At 68.0% G+C, this 21,702-nt stretch carries 17 protein-coding genes; 9 read left to right on the forward strand and 8 right to left on the reverse strand.

Annotated features, from left to right (window positions below):
- Positions 1 to 54 precede the first annotated feature (54 nt).
- The gene (gene clpB / locus CWT10_RS15595) at positions 55 to 2,760 is read right to left on the reverse strand and encodes an ATP-dependent chaperone ClpB (RefSeq protein ID WP_103061527.1); all 2,706 of its coding nucleotides are present in this window, start codon (positions 2,758 to 2,760) and stop codon (positions 55 to 57) included.
- Between the two features lie 295 nt (positions 2,761 to 3,055).
- Here clpB and CWT10_RS15600 point away from each other — a divergent pair, with 295 nt between their 5' ends.
- The 5 genes from CWT10_RS15600 (at position 3,056) to CWT10_RS15620 (ending at position 8,198) form a co-directional block, all read left to right on the forward strand.
- Entirely contained in the window at positions 3,056 to 3,814 is a 759-nt protein-coding gene (locus tag CWT10_RS15600) for a hypothetical protein (protein ID WP_103061528.1), read from the forward strand.
- Between the two features lie 130 nt (positions 3,815 to 3,944).
- Positions 3,945 to 4,634 (forward strand): hypothetical protein, encoded by a 690-nt coding sequence (locus CWT10_RS15605; RefSeq protein WP_103061529.1) that lies wholly within the window; start codon positions 3,945 to 3,947, stop codon positions 4,632 to 4,634.
- 121 nt (positions 4,635 to 4,755) lie between these two features.
- Positions 4,756 to 5,403, forward strand: coding sequence for a hypothetical protein (locus CWT10_RS15610; RefSeq protein ID WP_103061530.1), 648 nt, complete (start codon positions 4,756 to 4,758; stop codon positions 5,401 to 5,403).
- A gap of 278 nt (positions 5,404 to 5,681) precedes the next feature.
- The gene (locus CWT10_RS15615) at positions 5,682 to 5,864 is read left to right on the forward strand and encodes an Rv0909 family putative TA system antitoxin (protein ID WP_103061531.1); all 183 of its coding nucleotides are present in this window, start codon (positions 5,682 to 5,684) and stop codon (positions 5,862 to 5,864) included.
- 48 nt (positions 5,865 to 5,912) lie between these two features.
- Positions 5,913 to 8,198, forward strand: coding sequence for a prolyl oligopeptidase family serine peptidase (locus tag CWT10_RS15620; protein WP_103061532.1), 2,286 nt, complete (start codon positions 5,913 to 5,915; stop codon positions 8,196 to 8,198).
- A gap of 55 nt (positions 8,199 to 8,253) precedes the next feature.
- Here the strand turns inward: CWT10_RS15620 and CWT10_RS15625 are convergent, their stop codons facing one another.
- The 7 genes from CWT10_RS15625 to CWT10_RS15655 all read right to left on the reverse strand — a co-directional run bounded on the left by CWT10_RS15625 (position 8,254) and on the right by CWT10_RS15655 (position 15,150).
- Positions 8,254 to 8,916, reverse strand: a complete 663-nt coding sequence (locus CWT10_RS15625; protein WP_103061533.1) for a hypothetical protein — start codon at positions 8,914 to 8,916, stop codon at positions 8,254 to 8,256.
- A gap of 25 nt (positions 8,917 to 8,941) precedes the next feature.
- Entirely contained in the window at positions 8,942 to 9,388 is a 447-nt protein-coding gene (locus tag CWT10_RS15630; protein WP_103061534.1) for a hypothetical protein, read from the reverse strand.
- Between the two features lie 48 nt (positions 9,389 to 9,436).
- The gene (locus tag CWT10_RS15635; protein WP_103061535.1) at positions 9,437 to 9,982 is read right to left on the reverse strand and encodes a heat shock protein transcriptional repressor HspR; all 546 of its coding nucleotides are present in this window, start codon (positions 9,980 to 9,982) and stop codon (positions 9,437 to 9,439) included.
- Complete coding sequence (locus CWT10_RS15640) at positions 9,979 to 11,013, reverse strand: DnaJ C-terminal domain-containing protein (RefSeq protein ID WP_103061536.1); 1,035 nt, start codon at positions 11,011 to 11,013, stop codon at positions 9,979 to 9,981. Before CWT10_RS15640 ends, CWT10_RS15635 begins: the two co-directional genes overlap by 4 nt.
- 55 nt (positions 11,014 to 11,068) lie before the next feature.
- Positions 11,069 to 11,656, reverse strand: coding sequence for a nucleotide exchange factor GrpE (grpE, locus tag CWT10_RS15645; protein WP_233187957.1), 588 nt, complete (start codon positions 11,654 to 11,656; stop codon positions 11,069 to 11,071).
- Between the two features lie 110 nt (positions 11,657 to 11,766).
- Positions 11,767 to 13,623, reverse strand: a complete 1,857-nt coding sequence (gene dnaK / locus CWT10_RS15650) for a molecular chaperone DnaK (protein ID WP_103061538.1) — start codon at positions 13,621 to 13,623, stop codon at positions 11,767 to 11,769.
- Between the two features lie 330 nt (positions 13,624 to 13,953).
- The gene (locus CWT10_RS15655) at positions 13,954 to 15,150 is read right to left on the reverse strand and encodes an alpha/beta fold hydrolase (protein WP_103061539.1); all 1,197 of its coding nucleotides are present in this window, start codon (positions 15,148 to 15,150) and stop codon (positions 13,954 to 13,956) included.
- A gap of 187 nt (positions 15,151 to 15,337) precedes the next feature.
- Here CWT10_RS15655 and CWT10_RS15660 point away from each other — a divergent pair, with 187 nt between their 5' ends.
- The 4 genes from CWT10_RS15660 to CWT10_RS15675 all read left to right on the forward strand — a co-directional run bounded on the left by CWT10_RS15660 (position 15,338) and on the right by CWT10_RS15675 (position 21,698).
- Entirely contained in the window at positions 15,338 to 16,654 is a 1,317-nt protein-coding gene (locus CWT10_RS15660; RefSeq protein ID WP_103061540.1) for an MFS transporter, read from the forward strand.
- A gap of 238 nt (positions 16,655 to 16,892) precedes the next feature.
- Positions 16,893 to 18,545 carry a bifunctional phosphatase PAP2/diacylglycerol kinase family protein gene (locus CWT10_RS15665; protein WP_233187955.1) on the forward strand — a complete coding sequence of 551 codons (1,653 nt, stop codon included), beginning with the start codon at positions 16,893 to 16,895 and terminating at the stop codon, positions 18,543 to 18,545.
- Positions 18,546 to 19,446: 901 nt separating this feature from the next.
- Positions 19,447 to 20,937, forward strand: coding sequence for a Mur ligase family protein (locus tag CWT10_RS15670; protein ID WP_103062542.1), 1,491 nt, complete (start codon positions 19,447 to 19,449; stop codon positions 20,935 to 20,937).
- Complete coding sequence (locus tag CWT10_RS15675; protein ID WP_233188074.1) at positions 20,934 to 21,698, forward strand: type 1 glutamine amidotransferase; 765 nt, start codon at positions 20,934 to 20,936, stop codon at positions 21,696 to 21,698. Before CWT10_RS15670 ends, CWT10_RS15675 begins: the two co-directional genes overlap by 4 nt.
- The last annotated feature ends 4 nt before the right edge of the window (positions 21,699 to 21,702 follow it).

Raw genomic sequence — 21,702 nt, forward strand, 5'->3', positions numbered from 1 at the left:
GCCGTGTTGCCACAGTTGCCGCGCCGGGTCTTCCGCGGCCCCGGAACCTTCGGATCAGCCCATCGGCGTGGCGGCCGACGGCGCCCAAGCCTCCCCACGAGCGCTCAGCGCCAGGCCGGCGAGCACACCCTCGGGGCTGACGTCGACGACGACCTCCTGACCGTCGAGTACCTCGCCGGCCAGCAGCATCTTGGCCAGTCGGTCACCGATCTCGCGCTGCACCAGGCGGCGCAGCGGCCGGGCGCCGAAGGAGGGGTCGTAGCCCTCGTCCGCGAGCCACTCCCGGGCGGCGTCGGTGACCGTGAGCGTGAGCCGACGGTTCGCCAGCCGCTCGGACATGCGGGCCAGCTGGATGTCGACGATCTTGCCGAGCTCCTCCTTGGTGAGCGCGTCGAAGATCAGTGTGTCGTCCAGGCGGTTGAGGAACTCCGGCTTGAAGGCGCCGCGCACCGCCGTCATCACCGATTCACGCTTCTCATCCGGGGACAGCAGCGGGTCGATCAGGAACTGGCTGCCCAGGTTGGAGGTGAGCACGAGGATGGTGTTGCGGAAGTCGACGGTGCGGCCCTGGCCGTCGGTCAGGCGGCCGTCGTCGAGCACCTGCAGCAGGATGTCGAAGACCTCCGGGTGGGCCTTCTCCACCTCATCCAGCAGCACCACCGAGTAGGGACGGCGCCGCACGGCCTCGGTGAGCTGGCCGCCCTCCTCGTAGCCGACGTACCCCGGAGGGGCGCCGACCAGCCGGGCCACCGAGTGCTTCTCGGAGTACTCGGACATGTCGATGCGCACGATGGCGCGTTCGTCGTCGAAAAGGAAGTCCGCCAGCGCCTTGGCCAGCTCGGTTTTTCCCACGCCCGTGGGTCCGAGGAACAGGAAGGAGCCGGTGGGCCGGTCGGGGTCGGACACGCCGGCGCGGGAACGGCGCACGGCGTCGGCGACGGCGGTCACGGCGGCCCTCTGACCGATCAGCCGCTCGCCAATAACCTCCTCCATGCGCAGCAGCTTGGCCTGCTCGCCCTGCATGAGTTTGCCGACGGGGATGCCGGTCCAGGCGGAGATGACTTCGGCGATTTCGGTGGGGCCGACCTTTTCGGCGATCATTGGCTCGGGGGCGGCGCCTTCCCGCTCGATCCCGTCCGGGCCGACGACGGTGGTGTCGGCCGCCTCGGCGTCGCGGATCTGCTTCTCCAGGGCGGGCATCTCCCCGTAGCGCAGGCGCCCGGCCTCCTCGAAGCGGCCCTCGCGCTCAGCCAGGTCCGCCTTGGTGCGCAGTTCGTCCAACTGGGCGCGCAGCTCGCCGACCTTGTTGTGCCCCGCCTTTTCCGCCTCCCAGCGGGCATTGAGGGAGGCCAGACGCTCGGAGGCGTCGGCCAGTTCGGCGCGCAGCCGCTCCAACCGGTCCACGGCGGCGGGGTCCGAGTCGCCCCCGCGCTCGGAGGACAGCGAGTCAGCCAGGTAGGACTCCTCCATGCGCATGCGGTCCACGCGACGGCGCAGCTCGTCGATCTCCACGGGGCTGGAGTCCAGTTCCATGCGCAGCCGGGAGGCGGCCTCATCGATCAGGTCGATGGCCTTGTCGGGCAGCTGCCGGCCGGAGATATAGCGGTCGGACAGCGTGGCGGCGGCCACAAGCGCGCCGTCGGAAATAGTGACCTGGTGGTGGGCCTCGTACTTGGGGGCGACGCCGCGCAGGATCGCAACCGTGTCATCCACCGAGGGCTCACCCACGTACACCTGCTGGAAGCGGCGCTCCAGGGCGGGGTCCTTCTCCACGTGCTCGCGGTACTCATCCAGCGTGGTGGCACCCACCAGGCGTAGCTCGCCGCGTGCCAGCATGGGCTTGAGCATGTTGCCGGCGTCCATGGCGCCCTCGGAACCGCCGCCCGCGCCGACGACGGTATGCAGCTCGTCGATGAAGGTGACAATCTCGCCGTCGGAGTCCTTGATCTCCTTCAGCACCGCCTTCAGGCGCTCCTCGAACTCGCCGCGGTACTTGGCGCCGGCGACCATACCCGCCAGGTCCAGGGCCACGAGGCGCTTGCCACGCAGGGAGTCGGGGACGTCGCCGGCGACGATGCGCTGGGCCAGTCCCTCCACGACGGCGGTCTTGCCGACGCCGGGCTCACCGATCAGGACGGGGTTGTTCTTGGTACGACGCGACAGCACCTGCACCACCCGGCGGATCTCGGCGTCGCGGCCGATCACCGGGTCAAGCTTGCCCTCACGGGCGGCTCCGGTTAGGTCCGTGCCGTACTTCTCCAGGGACTTGTAGGTGCCCTCGGGATTGGGTGAGGTGACGCGGGCGGAGCCGCGCACCTGCGGCAGGGCCTCGCGCAGGCTCGGGGCGGTGGCGCCGGCGTCGGCCAGCAGTTTGGCGACGGGGTCGGCCGCGGGGTTGCCGGCAGCCAGGCCGATGAGCAGGTGCTCGGTGGAGACGTACTCGTCTCCCAGCTGCTTGGCCTCCTTGCCGGCGGCCTCCAGGGCGGCCAGGAAGGCGCGCGATGGCTGCGGCTGGGTGACCGAGGAGCCGGAGCTGGCCGGCAGCGAGGTCAGGACGCGGCGGGTGGCCGCGCCCACGGCCTGGCGGGCCGCGGCGTCGGGGACGACGGCGGCGAGCAGTCCGGCAGCAACACCGTCGGTCTGGGCCAGCAGCTCAGCAAGCAGGTGGGCGGAGTCGACCTGCGGGTTGCCCGCGGCGGCGGCCGCTTGCATGGCCCCGGAGATCGCCTCCTGTGAGCGGGTGGTGAAGTTGGTGTCCATACGGGACCTCCTTGACGTGGGCGCCCGGACTCATGCGGTCCGATGTTCTGCACGCCTCAACCGCCGTAGCCTTGAGTCTATTCCACTCAACTTTACGGGTGGATGCCCGCAAGCACCACGCCCCGCCGCGCCCTTGAAAGCGGAAAAACCAACCAGACTCGCATCTACAACGAGAGCACAGCGGCCCCGTGACATTCACCGCATGGGCAGCCCTACCCATTTCGTTACCGGCTGCGATTCCGTAACCTACCGGTGTCCGCAATAACAGTTGAACACCTGAGATCTGGAGACCCCCATGAAACGCCTGCCCCGCATGGTGACCGTAGTCGCCACCACCCTGACCGCAGTCGCGCTGACCGCGTCGATTTCCGCCTGCTCCTCCAACTCCGACGACTCCGAGGATCGCAACGCCGATCAGGAGGTCACCGCCGGCACCGACAGTGACGCCGGCACCGACGCGGACGCGGACGCGGACAGTGACGCCGACAGTGACGATGCGGCCAAGTCCGAGCCCACCGTCCCCGACGGCTACACCCTCACCGAGGTGCCCGACGCCGACCTGTCCCTCGCCGTTCCCTCCGACTGGAGCACCGTCACCGGCGCCGAGATATCCTCACAGACCGAACTGGTCGACGCCATCGCTACAACCACCGGGCGCACCTCCGAGGAGGTGCGCACCGCAATGGAGTCCCTGGCCCTGTGGAGTATGGACACCAGCGGCACCAAGGACTACGACGAGAACCTGAATGTCGAGCTCGTGGAGCAGCGGTACGCGGTACCCACCGAGGACGAAATGGCTCAGGTGCTGGAAAACCAGGCCAACGCGTCCGCAAACACGACCATGACTCCCGACTCCTACACCACGACCACCACTGCGAGCGGAGACGACGCCGTGCTGCAGAGTTACACCCTGCAGATCGGCGACAACACCACCAAGGGCGCCTACGTAGTCGTCCCGGCGAAGGGTGGTGACGCCTACGCCCTGATCGCCATCAGCACGGCAACCGCCGAACGTACACGGGAGCTGGCTGACGTGGTCCTTGCCTCACTCTGATCTGAGACACCCCGGCGCCCGTTTCGTTACCGTTGGGGCGGGGCGCGCACGCGTTCCCGCCCCAACGGCTTCAAGTCGACTAAATGAACGCAGCAATCGACCACGACCATTCCGCCGAGAAGGACTCCCCATGGCCTACTTTTCCCGTAGAACCGCTCTGACCACCGCATTCGCTGGCGTGCTGGCGGCTTCGCTCACCGCCTGCTCCAACTCCGACGACACGCAGAACACCAGCGCCGCCAGCCCGGAGGTCGCCGAGGCCACGGCTCCGGCCGAGACGGACGGCGATTCGAACTCGACCACCACCGTCCCCGACGGGTACATGACCGTGGAGATCCCGGACACCACCGTCACCTTTGCGGTTCCCTCCGACTGGAGCGTGCTCGCCAGCAACGATATCGATGACGACGAGCGCTTGAATGCCTTCGTTCAGTCCACGGGCCTGGACGCAGAGACCGTGCGGCTGAAGCTCGAGGGGCACTCCGTGTTTGCCACCAGCGGCGCGCAGTCCGGCGCAACCGAGGAGATCAGCGTCCAGACCGACAGTCGGATGACCAAGTTGCGTACGGAGGAGGAGATCTCCGCAGATATGGAGGAGAGCGGCCTCAAATTCGATGGCCTCAGCATTAGTACCGCGACGACGGGCAGCGGTGCTGAGGCCAGGCGCATGTCCTACTCCCTGGATGCGCTGCAGACGCACACGGCCCTGCTCAACACACTCAACCCGGATGCCCCCGGGATCATCCTTTTCGCCGTCACCAGCACCGACTCCGCCGAGCGCACCCAGGAGCTGGCCGACGCGATTCTCGGATCGATCTAATCCAAGACATACTGGCCCCTGTTTCGTCACCGTTGGGGCGGGAGCTCATGCAGACACCGTCCCTCGGTGTCGATCGGGAGCCAAAGTCCCGACCTGCCGGATTAACTTGGATTGGAGCCCCATGTCCCACCACTCCCGCCGAAAGGTCCTCGCCTCTGGTCTGGCTGCCGGTCTGACGGCCGCCGTATCACTCACTGTGGCGGCCTGCGACTCCACCTCTGACGCCGAGCCGTCCCCCGGGCCGACCGCGCCCGACGGATACACCCTCACCGAGGTTCCGGGATTTAGCTTCTCGCTGGCGGTTCCAGCCGGCTGGACCACGCTGACCCACGACGACCTGGACGACGACGAGCTCGTGAAGACGGTGGCTGGCGCACTCAACCAGGATCCAGGTTCGCTGCGCGAAAGTGTCGAGACCTTCCACCTGATCAGCGTGGACGCGGACGCGACCGACTTCGCAGAGAATCTGGTGGTCTCTCAGTATGAGCTTGAGGATGGTCTGCCGCCCGAGGAGGAGCTGGCCGAGGTGACCGAAGGCCATCAGGTCGACTACAGCGACTACGCGCAACGGACCACCGGTAGCGGCGGGCAGGCGGCGCTCTACACGGCTGGCGGTGCTCGCAGCTCTGGCGGTTCCTTCAACATCGCCTTCCTGGCGGTCCGGGGGGATGCCGGCACTGCCGCGGGCACAGTCACCTTCGTCCTCATTGAGGCAGCCTCTGCCGATCGCGCCCGTGAGCTGGCCGACGTCGTCATTGCGTCCGTTTGACAATACGCGCCTCAGCAACGCCTGCCCCACTCACCCATGAGAAAGTCATCATCACCCGCTCCAATCGCATGCCCCGCCCATTGGCCCTGACCGCAACCGGCCTGATCGCCGTGGCCTGATCCTGCCCATGATCGTCTTCCGCACCTCCTGAGCCGAACGCAACCAGGAGATCGCTGACGCCGTGCTCGCCTCCCTGTGAGCCGACATCAGTCAAACCGTGTCATACTGCACGGCAGGGATGCCGACCGGCTTCCCGTTGGTCGACGAAAGGAAGCGCTATGGGACTGGATGACCTGAAGAAGAAGGCCGAGGGCGTCGTCAGCTCCGAGAAGGCCGAGGCGGTCTCCGACAAGGTCCTCGACACTGCAGCTGCGGCCGCCAAGAAGGTGACCGGCGGGAAATTCGACTCCAAGATCGACTCCGCTCGCGACGCCGCCGACAAGGCCATCGGCAACGAATGATGCCCGCAGGGGTATCGCCAGGCACCGACCGGCCGTAAAGTCGGCCAGGTGACTACAACGCCCGCCTCCCCTCCGTCCGAACTCGCGCCCGTCCCCGACTGGCTCGATGAGATTGAGGGGGAGCGGGCGCTTTCATGGGTGGCGCAACGCAATGCCGCCACCCGTACCGCCTACGACGACTCCCCCGGTTTCGCTGAACTACGCGCGGATATCGAGGCGATCCTGGACGCTCCCGACCGCATCCCCCGGGTCGGAGAGGCAGTAAGCGTCCTGTACAACTTCTGGACCGACGCCGCCCACCCGCGGGGAGTGTGGCGGCGTACCACCTGGGATTCCTACCGGGTCGGCGCCCCGGACTCCACGGCCGCCGGCAACACCGACTGGGAGGTGCTGCTGGACCTTGATGCGCTCGGCGCGGCCGAGGACACCACCTGGGTATGGCACGGCGCCTCCGTTCTTCGCACCGGGCCCCTGGCCGGCCGCCGCGCCCTGGTAACCCTGTCCGACGGCGGCGCCGACACCGACGTCACCCGCGAATTCGATCTAGACACGCGCCGCTTCGTCCCCGCCGGTTCACACGCCGCGGCCGGCTTTGCCCGCCAGCCCTCCAAGGGCTTCCTGGCCTGGGGCGACGAGGCCGGCCAGACGGCGCTGCTGGCCGATGATTTCGGCACCGGTTCCCTGTCGCCAGCCGGCTACCCGCGGCAGGTACGCCGCCTGCGCCGCGGCCAGAGCCCGCAGGAGGCGGAGGTGCTGCTCACCGCGGCGGCCGACGACAATGGTGCCTGGGCCTACCACGACCCGTGGGGACGCACCTGGCTGCTGACGCACCCGGACTTCTACACCGAGGAGCTGTGGCTGCTGCCCGACGGCGCCACGACCTTCACCGCTGACGCAGGCGCCCGGCAACTGGCGCAGGCGGGCACGGCAGTGGCCCCGGGAGCCCTACATGTGGAAGTGCCTGCATCTGCGGCGGTCACTCCCGCCTGGGACCTGCTATTGATCGAGCTGCGCGAGGACTGGCAGCTCGACACTGGACGCGTCTATCCGGCAGGATCGCTTTTGACCGCCCCGATCGATGCCTTCCTGGAAGGTTCCCGGAACCTGACGGTGCTGTTCACCCCCACTCCGTCGACCTCGCTCAGCGAATTCACCATCACCGCCAACCACCTGGTGCTAACACTGTTGGACGACTGCGTGAACGCCTTGGAGGTGCTGACCCCCGCCGCACCGGACGGCACCGGCCCCTGGTCACGGCATCGCCCAGAGCTGGGCCCGCTGGCCGGGCAGGAGGCCCCCGCCGCTCCATCCATCTCCGCGGACCCGACGCTGCTGCGGCCCGGACGAGCCCTGATCGACGTCTCTGCAGGCGCCGTCGACCCCTACCGCAGCGACCGGTTGTGGCTCACCGTCTCCTCTTTCACCCGGCCTACCACTCTCACGGTCGGTGAGCTGAATGCGGACGGCGAACTGCACGACGTCGAGGTGCTGCGGGAGGCGCCCCCGCGCTTCGATGCCAGCGGCGTCGCGGTCAGCCAGCACGTGGCCATCTCCGATGACGGCACCCGGGTGCCCTATTTCCAGATCGGCCGGCCTGGGAACGATCAGGACGGCGAGCGGCAACCGGCGCCAACACTGCTGTATGGCTACGGCGGATTCGAGGTGTCACTGGGCATCAGCTACCCGCCCATCACCGGGCGGGCCTGGCTGGAGCGGGGCGGCACCTACGTGGTGGCCAACATACGGGGAGGCGGTGAGTACGGGCCCGCCTGGCACCGGGCGGGATTGCAGCAGCACCGGCATCGGGTCTATGAGGACTTCGCGGCCGTGGCTCGATCGCTGGTGGAACGGGGCGTTACCACCCCGCAGCGCCTGGCGGTGCACGGCGGCTCGAACGGCGGGCTGCTGGTGGGGGTCATGCTCACCCGCTACCCACAGTTGGTGGGAGCGGTGGTATGCGAGGTGCCGCTGCTGGACATGCGGCGCTACCATCGCCTGCTGGCGGGCGCCTCCTGGAAAGCCGAGTACGGCGATCCGGACGAGGCGGAGCAGTGGGAGTTTATTCGCGAATTCTCTCCCTTCCACCTGCTTCAACCCGGGCTGACCTACCCGCCGGTGCTGCTGGTGACCTCCACCCGGGATGACCGAGTGCACCCGGCCCATGCACGCACGATGGCCTACCGCATGCTGGAACTGGGGCAGGACGTCACCTACTTCGAGAACAGCGAGGGCGGTCACGGCCGGGCATCCACCAATGCCCAGAGGGCCTACATGTACGCCCTGGAGCACGAGTTCGCCTGGCGGGCGCTGACCAGACCACCGACGAATCGCTGACATACCAGGCCCGGGCGCGGCGGTCAGGGGCCCGGCACCGATCCCAGCAAACGCCTCAGCGGCGGGCGCGGAAGGCGCCAACCACAGTCACCACCAGCCCCGCCACACCAGTGGCGCCGGCGCCCAGAATCAGCGCGGTGGCCACCGGAAGTCGATCGAAGTTCATGGCCGGCCCGGCCATCAGCCCCGTGGTGCCCGCGGGGCAGGTGACGGTGTGGGTGCCGGTTTGCGATGCGGTGAACACGGCGTAGGGCACGCCCTCCTGCGGGATGTCTAGCACACCCGCAACGCCGTCCGGCCCTGTGACCACGCACCCGGAGGTCGCCGACACGGCACTGCCGTACAGCCCCGTTGTGGTGCCCGCCCTGAGGTAGACGGCGCCGTCGGAACCCAGCTGAACGCCCCGAGTGGGGGATCCGTCCACCACCGTCAGCACACCGATCACCAGCAGCAGTGGCGGTACCACCAGCATGAGCACCAGGCCGAGTCCGAGGGTGCGCCACCGCCTTCGGCCCCGCCGACGCGCGGAGCCGAGCGAAAGGCCGGCAGGACCGCTTCGACCGGCATCGTTGGCTGCATCTGCACCGGACCGCCGAACCCCGGTAGTGCGCCCGGACGGCGGCTCAATGCCCTGCTCGCGCAGGTGGGCAGCAAGCTCCTCCGGGCTGACGCGCTTACCGTAGCGGGGCTGGCCGTCCTCGGTCTCGTAAGCCGCCACCGACGATCCCTGATTCAGCCGCGCGTCAGGCGGCGTTAGCCTTCGGGGAGCCGACCTTCGCCGCAATCTCAATGATCAGGCGCAGAATAAGGATATTCACCAGGGTCTGCGGGAGGTCGAAGATAAGCCTGAGCAGGAAGCCGACGAAGTTGAATTCGTTGGTGAAGGTGTTGAAGTTGACATAAAATGCGCTGAAGACCAACGCCACCACATACAAGACGAGCCCAATGGTGAAGATCGTCTTGCCGTACTTGGACGCAAAGTCGCGCGCGCCGTCGAACAGGTTATTCATCAGGGACTCGGTCTTGACCGCAGCGGGGGCCTGCGCGTATTGAGCGCCGGCATAGGACGCCTGCTGGTACTGGCCGGGCTGAGCCTGGTACTGGGTCGGCTGCTGCGAGTTGTAGCTGGCGGCTGCAGAGCCGGCCGATGGCGGGATGTACGGCTGTCCGGGGTTGGGGGGCTGAGTCATTTGGTGCAGTCCTTCACTTCGTGTTGCAGTAACACCATCAGCCTACCGTCAGAATCCGGGCACCCGCCCGCCTGGCCACGAGTGGCGCACCACAATAGCGGTGCCGGGACGCCGCTGCGTGGCGGACACGGCGTCCCCCGCATCGGCTGCGCTGCCCGCCGGTCCTCCCCCAGCGCCCCTTCGGGAGCGGGCGCGCCGACCGGAGGGAACCGGGAGCACCTGCACCTCGCCGTCGGCGGCCGCGGCGAAGACCCGCTCGACGGCCTCCTGCCGGGCGCGCAGCGCCCGATTCTCCTCCTCCAGGCGCTCCAGCCGCCGCTCCAAATCGAGTATGCGGCGGATGCCCTCCAAGTTGACGCCCTCCTGGCTCAGCATCTGCACACGCCGCAGCCGCTGCACATCCCGGTGGGAATAGCGGCGCCCCCGCCCGGACGCGCGGGCGGGGGTGACCAGCCCCAGCCGGTCGTACTGCCGGAGGGTCTGGGGGTGCATGCCCGCCAGTTCGGCGGCCACGGAGATGACGTAGACGGCCCGTTCGTCGGCGTCCTCGGCGAGGAAGTCGACGCCCTGGCCCGTCAATCGTCGCGTGGTCACTTGGCCGCCTCCTGGGCGAGGTCGGCACGCGGATCGGACTCCATCGCCTTATCGAATGCCTCCAGAGCAGCCTTAGCGTCCTTGGACAGCTTCTTGGGCACCGCCACCTGCACGGTGACCAGCAGGTCGCCGGTCTTCTTTGCGGTGGTCACGCCCTTGCCGCGCAGACGCAGCACGGTGCCGGAGGAGGTTCCCGGCTTGATACGCACGCGGCTGGTACCGCCGTCCAGGAGCGGCACCTCAACCGTGGCGCCCAGGGCCGCCTCTTTAAGGGTGACCGGCAGATCCATGCGCAGGTTGGCGGTATTGCCCGGGTCAATGGAGTACACCGGGTGTTTGGCCACCGAGATGGTCACCACCATGTCCCCGTTCTCCCCGCCGTTCGTACCCGGCCGCCCCTTGCCGCGCAAACGGACCTTCTGCCCGTCGTGCACACCGGCGGGAATACGCACCGTGATGGTGCGCCCGTCGGCCGTCAACTCGGCCAGGGTGCCGGCCACGGCGTCGCGCAGGGACAGCGTGGCACCGGTCAGCACATCCGGTCCCTTGACCGGCTGCGGCTGGGAGGAGAAACCGCCGAAGCCGAAGGGGCCGCGCGCCCGCCTCCCGCCGCCGGTGGGGGCGCCCCCGCCAGCACCCCCGAACATGCGCAGCAGATCCTCCAGGTCCTCCTGGGAGGCACCGCCGGAGGTGGAGTAGCGCACATTCGGACCGCCGCCGCCGAACATCGAGGAGAAGATGTCCTCAAAGCCCGCGCCGGCGCCGCCGGAACCGGAGGTGAAACGGGCCCCGCCGCCCGCCATGGAGCGGATGGCGTCGTACTGCTGACGCTCCTTGGGATCCGACAGCACCGCGTAGGCCTCGCCGATCTCCTTGAACTTCTCCGCCGCCGCGGCATCACCGGGGTTGCGGTCGGGGTGGTACTTCTTGGCGAGGCTGCGGTAGGCCTTCTTGATGGCCGCGGAGTCGGCGTCCTTGGCGACGCCGAGGACGGCATAGAAGTTCTTAGTCATCCAGTCCTGACTGGCCATGGCTCACCGCCTCCTTTCTCTGTTGCTCTTCCTGCTTTCCGTTTCGGATTCCACCTCACGCCGGGTTGGCGACCTGTACTCGGGCCGCCCGGACCACGCGCTCGCCGAGCTTGTAACCGGGCTGGAGAACCAGCGCGATGCTCGGCTCGGTGACCTCGCTGGACTCGGTGGCCATAAGGGCGTCGTGGAGCTTGGGGTCGAATACCTCCCCGACCTCGCCGAAGCGCTCCAGGCCGAACTTGTCAGCCAGGATCTGCTCCAACTTGCCCGCCGTGGTGGCGAAGGTGCCGGTCAGGTCGCCGTGCTGGCGGGCCAGCTCGATCTCATCAAGAACCGGGATGAGGGTCTCGACGACGCTCGCCTGCCCGGCCTCGCGGTGCCCGGCCGCACTTTCACGCGAGCGGCGCACGAAGCCCTGGTACTCCTGCTGCAGGTTGTACAGGTCCGCGCGGGCGCGGGCCAGCTCCTCGGCGGCCTGTGCAGCCTGGGCCCGGGCCTGCTCGAGCTCCGAGGGCGCCTGCCCATCGGCTCCGCCCTCCCCCGAGGAGTCCGCTTCTCCCGGCGGGGCATCGGCCGGTGCCGCGGAACTCAGGTCGACGCCGTCGAAGGCGGCCTCGATCTCATCGGCCAGCGCCGGATCGATCCCGTCGGCGTCGGGGACGGGCGCAGAACCGTCCGGGGCTGAGTCCCGGTCCGGACCGGATGCTGCGCAGGCGGGGCCTTCGTCTTCGGGGCGCTTGTCCGGGTCGGTGCTCACTTGGCGTCCTCGTCGTCTACGATCTCGGCATCCACCACGTCGTCGTCCTCGGTGGAGGACTGCGCCTGAGCGGAGTCGGCGCCGGCCGCCTGGGCGGCCTGCTCGGAGGCGTACAGGGCCTGGCCGATCTTCTGGGACACCTCGTTCAGCTTCTCCTGGGCGGCCTTGACCGGCTCAATGTCCGTGCCCTCCAGGGCCTTCTTGAGCTCGTCGACGGCGGCGGCCACCTCGGAACTGACGTCCTGCGGCAGCTTGTCCTTGTTGTCCTTCAGGAGCTTGTCGATGGAGTAGACCTGCTGCTCCGCCATGTTGCGGGTCTCGGCCTCCTCGCGGCGCTTCTTGTCCTCCTCGGCGTGGGCCTCTGCCTCCTTGACCATGCGGTCGATGTCCTCCTTGGGCAGGGCGGAGCCGCCGGAGATGGTCATTGACTGCTCCTTGCCAGTGCCCCGGTCCTTGGCGGACACGTGCACGATGCCGTTGGCGTCGATGTCGAAGGAGACCTCGATCTGCGGGATACCGCGGGGGGCCGGGGCAATGCCGGTCAGCTCGAAGGTGCCCAGGGGCTTGTTGTCGCGGGCGAACTCGCGCTCACCCTGGTAGACCTGGATCAGCACCGAGGGCTGGTTGTCCTCGGCGGTGGAGAAGACCTCGGAGCGCTGGGTCGGAATAGCCGTGTTGCGCTCGATCAGCTTGGTCATCACCCCGCCCTTGGTCTCAATACCGAGGCTGAGGGGGGTAACGTCGATCAGCAGCACATCCTTGCGGTCACCCTGGATGACGCCGGCCTGCAGGGAGGCGCCGATGGCAACCACCTCATCGGGGTTGACGCCCTTGTTGGGCTCCTTACCCCCGGTCAACTCACGCACGACCTCGGTGACGGCCGGCATCCTGGTGGAGCCGCCGACCAGAACCACATGGTCGATCTCGGACAGGGAGACGCCGGCGTCCTTGATGACGTTACGGAAGGGCACCTTGGTGCGTTCGATCAGATCCGCGGTCATCTCCTCGAACTGGGCGCGGGTCAGGCGCTCGTCGAGGTGAATGGGGCCGGCCTCGCTCATGGACAGGTACTGCAGGTTGATGTCGGTGCTCATCGCGCTGGAGAGCTCCTTCTTGGCCTGCTCGGCCGCGTCCTTCAGGCGCTGCATGGCGATCTTGTCCTTGGACAGATCCACGCCCGAGGAGTCCTTGACCCGCTTGACCAGCCAGTTGACGATGCGGTCGTCCCAGTCGTCACCGCCCAGGCGGTTGTCGCCGTTTGTGGCGCGCACCTGGATGGTGGAGAAGCCGTCCTCGTCCTTGCCGACCTCCAGCAGGGAGACGTCGAAGGTGCCGCCACCCAGGTCGAAGACCAGGATGAGCTCGTCCTCCTTGCCCTTGTCCAGACCGTAGGCCAGTGCCGCGGCAGTGGGCTCGTTGACGATACGGTCCACGGTCAGGCCAGCGATGGTGCCGGCCTCCTTGGTGGCCTGACGCTCGGCGTCATTGAAGTAGGCGGGGACGGTGATGACGGCGTTGGTGACGCTCTCACCCAGGTAGGCCTCGGCGTCGGCCTTGAGCTTGGCCAGGATGCGGGCGCTGATCTCCTGGGCGGTGTACTTCTTGCCGTCGATGTCGACGGACCAGTCGGTGCCCATGTGGCGCTTGACGGAGGAGATGGTGCGCTCGACGTTGGTTACCGCCTGGCGCTTGGCGACCTCACCTACCAGCACCTCGCCCGACTTGGAGAAGGCGACCACGGATGGCGTGGTGCGTCCACCCTCCGCGTTCGGGATGATGGTGGGCTCCCCGCCCTCCAGGACGGCAATGGCGGAGTTGGTGGTTCCGAGGTCGATGCCGACGGCACGTGCCATGGGTGCTCCTTGATGTCTCGTAGTATTGAAGTTGAGTGGTATGCACTCAGGATCGCGGTTGAGCGTGGTCTTGTCAACTCCACGCCCCGCAGCCTTGAGTCTGACCGGCTCAACCCCAAACGACCCGCTTCTATTCCACCCCCTCATCGCTCTCCTCCCTCTCCTCCCCCTCCTCCCTCACCCTCGCTCTCCCTCACCGAGTTCGGTCGATATAACCAACGAGATCGGTCGATATAACCAACGAGATCGAGGGTGAAGGAGCAGCCATGACGTCATTGAAGGATCTGGACCGCGGCCCGGGTCAAGAGGGAGAAATCGGGCAATCAACCCTCACAACCGGAGCCCGGCGCCCACCGCCTTAAGCATCGTCCCCACCGTGTTAAGCGCTCCCTTGCGCGGCAGCTGTGCAAGCTCCTTCAGCCGCGCAGGGATCAGGCGGGCGTGGCCGCTGCCCGCCGCATGGGCGATGGCCAATGCCAACAGCGGATGGGTGTCCAGTGCACTGTGCCCCAAATCAGCGACCGGCGCTAGGACCGTGTCGGGAGCCAGGGCGACGATCTGCTGGGCGACCGGGCGAGGAGTGCGCAGGTCCCGCTCCCCGGAGACGACGACGGTCGGGAAGTCGTAACCGGACACGGCGCGACGCAGATCCACGGGGGTTCCGCGAAAATCGGGCGCCCGCGTGGCGGCCTCGGCGGAGACGAGCTGGGGATCCAGCGGTCCACCGTCCGGGGGCAGCCCGTAACCGAGCTCGCCGTAGGCTATGCCGCATACGAGATCCGGCTCCACCACGGACGCAATCCCCTCATCGATCTCCTCGCGTCCGCCCCACACCAGCGTCTCCCACAGCCATCCCATGCGCCCGTCGAGCCAGGCGTCGACCAGCGCCTGGAGCGCCTGCACGCCCGCGACCTCGTAGACCGCCGGGATCACCTGGGCGAGCTCGTCGGCCGGCCGGGTCTCGGCCAGCGCCCGAATCTGTGCGGCGACGGCGCGGGTTGCGGCGTCGTCGCCGTCCCACAGGAGACGACGCCGGCATTCACGGGTTGCGGCCAGGTCGCCGACCGGATCGAGTATGGGTGAGTCGAGCACGAGCGCCTGCACCCGTTCGGGGTGCCGCACAGCTAACAGTTGCGCCAAATAGGTGCCGTAGCTAGCCCCAAGGACCGTGACCCGCTCCACGCCCTCGGCGTCGAGCACGGCCGCGAGATCGTCGGCCGCCTCCACACCGGTCACGTCCGATACCAGCAGGTCGGTGCCGGTGCTGTCACGCCGGGACCTGCCCACACCGCGGTGCTCGACCATGAGCAGGTCCATGCCGCGCCGAGCCGCCTGGGCCCGCAGCCCCGCATACGGAGTGAATGACGATAGCCCGGGGCCGCCGGGAATCACCAGCGTTGGACTGGCCGACCTCGGCCCACTGCGCAGATAGGCGAGTTCGAACTCGCGCCCGCCCGCAAGTCGCCTGCAAACCGACGTCGCACCCCGCGGAAACACAACCCGCGAGCGCAGCTTCAGTGGTGGCATGCCCGCACCCTACCAACCCGCACGAATAAGCGGCTGACCGAGGGACGGTAGGCGGAGGAGCGCCGCGCGCCGGGCAGCGCAAAACAAAAGTCTGACAAACGATTTCATGACAACGCGGCCCGAGGGGGTCTAGGCTGCGACATGTAGTGCATGTCACTTCCCCTTCCATCTCGACGAGGAGTTCCCTATGGCGAATCCACCAACCGCAGCCGCACCCTCAGCGGGCAGACGCGCCACCCAGGAGGAGATCGACGCCTTCTTCGCGCCGCCCACCAAAGAGGTGGGGCCGTTCTTCATCGCCGCCTACCTTGCCGCCCAGCTCTTCTTCTTCATCGCCCTCATGGGACCGGCGATTGTGTCGATCCAGAACAAGGCCATTGCCATGTTCCCGGACGACACCGCCGCCCAGGCCGGCGCCGTCTCTCAGATCGCCGGCCTGGGTGCCTTGGGTGCGGTCTTCGCCAATGTGATCTTCGGGCAGATCTCCGACCGCACCATGTGGCGCTGGGGACGCCGCCGCCCCTGGCTGGTGATCGGCATGCTGGGCATGACCGTCGGCCTGGTCATCATGGGACTGACCAATACCGTCCCACTGGTCGCGATCGGTTGGCTCATCGCGCAGATCGGCGCCAACGCCGCCCTGGCACCCTTCGTCGCAGTGCTGTCCGACCAGGTGCCGGAGTTCCAGCGAGCCCGTATCAGCTCCATGATCTCCATCGCCCAGAACCTGGCCATCCTTATCGCCACCTACCTCTCCAACGGTCTTAAGAACAACCTTGAGGTCCTGTACATCGCCCCGGCCATCCCGGCCATCCTGTTCATGACCTTCTTCGCGTTCGTCCTGCCGGACAAGCAGCTGACCATTAAGCCCCCGCGGCTGGACTTCATCGGCCTGCTCAAGACCTTCTGGGTCAACCCGATCGCGCATCCCGACTACGCTCTGGCCTGGGCCGGGCGTTTCCTCATCACCCTTTGCTCCTTCGCCTTCACCACCTACCGCCTGATGTACTTGGTCAACCGGGTCGGCCTGACGAGGGACGACGCTCTGGGCGTCATCGCGACATCCGTGCTCATCTACACGATTGCGCTCATGGCCGCCAGCTTCGTGGGCGGGCAGCTGTCCGACCGACTCCACCGCCGCAAGGCCTTTGTCTTCGCCGCCTCGGCCCTGTTCGGCGTCGGCACCCTCATGCTGGCACACACCACCACAGTTTCAGGCTTCTACATGGTGGAAGCCGTCATGGGCCTGGCCTACGGCGTCTACATCTCCGTTGACCTGGCCCTCGTGGTGGACGTCCTGCCCAACCCGGACAACGCCGGCAAGGACCTGGGTGTGTTCAACATCGCCAACGCCCTGCCGCAGTCGCTCGCCCCGTACATGGCGCCTTTCTTCCTGGGCATCGGCTCAGCCGACAAGACGAACTACCCGGCGCTGTGCTACTTCGCCGGTATCTGCGCCATAGTTGGCGGCGTGCTGGCCATCTTCATCAAGAAGGTGAAGTAGCCGCACCAGCTGCGGCCGCCGCCCGGTAACGGACGGACGGCCGGCAAAGCGCCCGGTGGCACCCCGGCTCACAGCCGGCGGCACCACCGGGCGCCGTTGTTCCCCAGGATGGACGGACACTCAGCTGACCCATATGCGGCACTGGTAACTTGGCTACGCAAGGCTCACTGCGTCGACACAGCATTCGACGCAGCGCCGCCGTCGCAGCACAGCCAGCATCCGCGCCCGAAGGAGCCCCGTGTCCACCCGTCCAACCGTCCCTTCCGGCTCGCTCTCCGGCCTCAGCCGCCTGCGCCGCCGTTGGGAGTTAGGCTACGGCGCCTGGATCCTGGGCATGGCGGTTTTTGCCACCTGGACGGTCCTAGTGCACGCCGGCTACACCGACCGCCTCGACGTCACCCTGACCGCGCCCCCGCTGCCGCCCCGATCGGGCCGAGGGCAGGTACTTGAGGCGATCTCGCTGCTCACCCACCCGCTGCTGATCTACACGGCTATCGGGTTCGCCGCAATCATCGCCTACCAGCAGCGCATGCGGCGCCTGGCCACCGCCCTGGTGACCTCCCTGTTCGGCCTGCCGCTGCAGATAGTCATCGCCACCTGGATCGACCACGCCCGCCCCTCCTCCGCCTTCGCCGATTCGCTGTCCTACCGCGGCTTCGCCTACCCCGCCGGACACGCCGTCGCCATGACTGTGGCCGCATGGGTGCTGGTCACCCTCACCCGGGCCCGACGCCGCCCCACCTCCCAGGTGCGCCTGTGGCGGGGAGCCGGTGTTCTCGCCGTCGTCTTGACCTGCATGAGCCAGTGGGCCATGGGGCTGCAGTCCGTATCCGATCTGCTAGGAGGAGTTCTGCTGGGCGCCACCGTGGCCAACCTCGCCCTGAGCGTGGGCGGGGTCGAGGAGATCCTGGCCTCCTGGGCGCATATCGGTCTGCCACCGACCACCGTGGACAAACGTGCCGCCATCATCTACAACCCCACCAAGTTCGACGACCTCTCTCTACTGCGCCGCCGTGTGGAGTCCAAGGTGCTGGCAGCCGGCTGGCAGCCCACGCTCTGGTTGGAGACCACTCCCGACGACGCCGGCCACGAGCAGGCGCGGCGCGCCCTGGACGCCGACGTCGACCTGGTGCTGGCAGCTGGCGGAGACGGCACCGTGCGCGCCGTCGCCGGCGAGCTGGCGGGAAGCGAGGTGCCCATGGCGCTACTTCCCGCAGGCACCGGCAACCTACTGGCCCGCAACCTGCAGGTGCCGTTGGATGCCGATGCCGCCCTGCGGCTGGCGCTTTCCGGAACCACCCGGGCCATCGACGTGGTGCGCTGCACCTGGGACGGGGGCACCGACCTCTTCGTGGTGATGGCCGGGCTCGGTCTGGATGCGCGCATCATGGCCGACACCAGCGACGACCTTAAGAAGGTGATCCGCTCCGGCGCCTATGTGCTGGCCGCCGTGCAAAACGCGGTTCCGCGCCCATTCGCCGTCGATGTGGAGCTCGACGGCGACGCGGGCGCCTTAGCCGAAGCCGGCGGGCAGCGGGTGGTGATGGCGCTGCTGGGCAACGTCGGCACAATCACCGGCGGGATGACGATCTTCCCGCAGGCCGTGCCCGACGACGGGCTTGTGGACCTGCTGCTGACCGGTCCCAACCGGGTGGCAGACTGGGCGAAGGTCGGTGCCGGTCTGTTGATCGGCCAGGACGTGGACGGTGTCAGCCACCACCAGGCCCGCAAGTTGACCCTGACCACCCCCGAGCCGGTACCCTTCGAGCTCGACGGCGACCCCGTGGGCCGCACCCGGAAACTGGTGGCCCAGGTCGAGCCCGGCGCCCTACACATAGTCGTCCCCTCCCCCGAGTTCGGTCGAAATAACCATCGAGTTCGGTCGAAATAACCGTCGAGTTCGGTCGAAATAACCGTCGAGTTCGGTCGAAATAACCGTCGAGTTCGGTCGAAATAACCGGCTCTTCCGGTTTAAGGGTGTTGGCGGTGGTGGTGTAGGCCCTGTCGGCTGCCGGCCGCGTACTTGGACCGCGTTCCTGCGGTTGGACCGGGCTTCTGCGCTTGGACCGGGCTTCTGCGCTTGGACCGGGCTTCTGCGCTTGGACCGTCTGAGAGTGCGTTTCAGGTGGTCCAACCGCAGCCCGGTGGTCCATCCGGGTGGGCATGCTGATTCAGACCGGTGCGGTTACCTTGGACACCGGCACATCCAAGGCCAACGGTCAAGATGCCGTAGTCCGCATACGTGGTCAACAGCCTGCCCAGCCGGTCTGGGGCCCGGCTGGGCCGCGGGCCCGGTTCGTCGTCAAAGGCGTTCCAGCCGATCGAACAAGGGAGGCCCCGGCCGGCAACCAGACGCCCCGACCCGCCCACCACACCAGGGCGGAAGGCCAGCACCTGAGAGCCAAAGCGCCCAGAATCGACACAAACACCCCGCCCCCGCCCAGCCCACACCCTCAGACTCGCTGAAACCATGCGGACCTAGTGGGCCGCTTCAGATGCGAGAACATCGTTCGTGCCGAATCCGGACACTTCCCCCACCCCGCCAGCCCCACCAACCGAACTCGATCGTCATATCTACCGAACTCGATGGTCATATCGACCGAACTCGACGGTAACGTCGACCGATCTCAACGAGTTGGGAGGCGGGCGCCGACACTCATCTCACCCGGCACTCGTCCCACCCCCACTCATCTCACCCGGCACTCGTCCCACCCCCACTCATCTCACCCGGCACTCATTTAAACTGGGGCGATCCGCCGTCGACTACAGGCATGACCACAGGCAGGAGCCCCATGCGTTCACGACTCACCGTCGCACTGGGCCGTACGGCCCGCACCCTGGCCCGTCTACGCGGCGGCGGTTCCGGTGGCACCGCCTTCCCTGGCCTGGTCATGGAGCGCGCGGACCCCGGCTTCCTCGCCCGCACCCTGGGCCAGCTGCCGCACGGGGTGGTGCTGGTCTCCGGCACGAACGGCAAGACCACTACCACCAAGATGGTGGTGCAGCTGCTGCGCGACCAGGGCCTGAAGGTATTCACCAACCGCACCGGCTCCAACTTCGTGCGCGGCGTGTTGGCGGCCCTACTCACCGAGGTCGACGCCGCCGGCCACCTGGACGCCGACGTCGCCGTGCTCGAACTCGACGAGGCGCACGCCGTCCACTTCGTCCGCGCCGTTAAGCCGCGAGCCGCCCTCATGCTAAACGTCATGCGCGACCAGCTGGACCGCTTCGGCGAGATCGACTACACGGCCTCCCTGCTGCGCCAGGCCGCCCTGTCCACGCGCGACGTGGTGGTGGTCAACGCCGACGATCCGCGCCTGAACGGGGAGCGCTTCCTGGAGGGACTATCCGCCCGCACTGCTGCCTTCGGGGTGGGCCCCGCCCTGCGCTCGGTGTTCCTGTCCGACGACGATCTGCGCGCCGAGCAGGCCGCCACCGCCGACGACCGCGCACCTAACGACGACGACGCACCCGATTCCGCCGCCGCACCCGGGGCACTCGCGGACGCCGCGGCCGAGTCCGACGCCGACCGGAACGCTCTCGCCTCTCCCTGCCCGGCGCCGCGCGTGCGCCTGGTGGCACTGGCCGGCAACGAGGCCTCCATTGAGGTTGACGGCGCTGAGCACCGGGCGACCTTCGCCATCCCAGGCATCCACAATGTGCTCAACGCCTGCGCCGCTCTGACCCTGGTGCTGGAGGTGCTCGGGGACCGGGCCGACCTGCCCCGTCTGCTAGACACCCTGGCCGAGATCCGCCCGGCCTTCGGCCGCGGCGAGGTCATCACCCTGGATGGTCGCCCGGTGCAGCTGGCCCTGGTGAAGAACCCGGCCGGCTTCCGCATGAGCCTCTTGTCCGCCCCCACCGCCCGGGCCGACGCCACTGCCCTGGCCGACGCCGCGCGAGCCGGCGCCACCAGCCGCGCCGACACTGCAACCGCCGCGAACCGGCCTCGGCCCGACGAGCTGATCATGATCGCCATCAATGACGAGTACGCCGACGGCCGTGACATGTCCTGGCTGTGGGATGTGGACTTCACCTCCCTGAAGCGGGCCGGGGTCGCCGTCGTCACGGGCGTGCGCGCCTGGGACATGGCGCTGCGGCTGCGCTACGACGAGGTGCCCGTCGACGTCGTCGAACCGGATCTGGAGGCCGCGCTGGACGCCCTGCGCGAGCGGGCCGCCGCCGCGGACCGCCCCATGCGCATTTACACCAGTTACACCGCCATGCTGGCGCTGCGCGCCCGCCTCGGGAACCTGACCGAAGTCGAGGAGGTCATGAAGTGAGCACCGCACCCACCGTCTACCCCCATACCGGCGACGGCCCTGCCCGCGGCCGCATCCGCGTGCTGCAGCTGTATCCGCGGGACATGAACATCTACGGCGACTGGGGGAATCTGCTCACCCTGGCCCGTCGTGGGCAGTGGCACGGCTACGACGTCGAGCGCTTCTCATACAACCCCGGCGATGAGTTGCCGCAGGAGGTCGATCTGGTGCTGGGCGGCGGCGGCCAGGACTCCGGGCAGGAACGCATCAAGGACGACCTGGTGCGGATCGGCCCGTGTCTGCGGCAGTGGGCGGCGGATGGCGTGCCCATGCTGGTCATCTGCGGCCTGTACCAGTTGTTCGGGCACCGCTTCGTGACCGGTGAGGGCTCCCAGATTCCCGGGATCGGGCTGCTGGACGCCGAGACAACGGCCGGGCCGGGGCGGCTGATCGGCAACATTGTGCTGGACTCCCCCGAGTTCGGCCGGGTGGTCGGCTATGAGAACCACTCCGGGCTGACCACGCTCGGCCCCGGCGCCGAGCCTTTGGGGGCGGTGCGCTTGGGCGATGGCAACAACGGCAAGGACGGCGTGGAGGGTGCCCGGTTCAAGCACGTGATCGGCACCTACCTGCACGGCCCGCTGCTGCCGAAGAACCCCGCGGTGGCCGACTGGCTGCTTGAGCGGGCGGTCGAGCTGCGTGGCGGGGCCTGGGATCCGCTGCCGATCGACGACGCCGATGCCCGCCGTGCCAGCAACGTCGCCGCCTCCCGGCCGAGGTGACGCG

It is taken from the genome of Actinomyces qiguomingii, assembly GCF_004102025.1.
Taxonomy (GTDB): domain Bacteria; phylum Actinomycetota; class Actinomycetes; order Actinomycetales; family Actinomycetaceae; genus Actinomyces; species Actinomyces qiguomingii.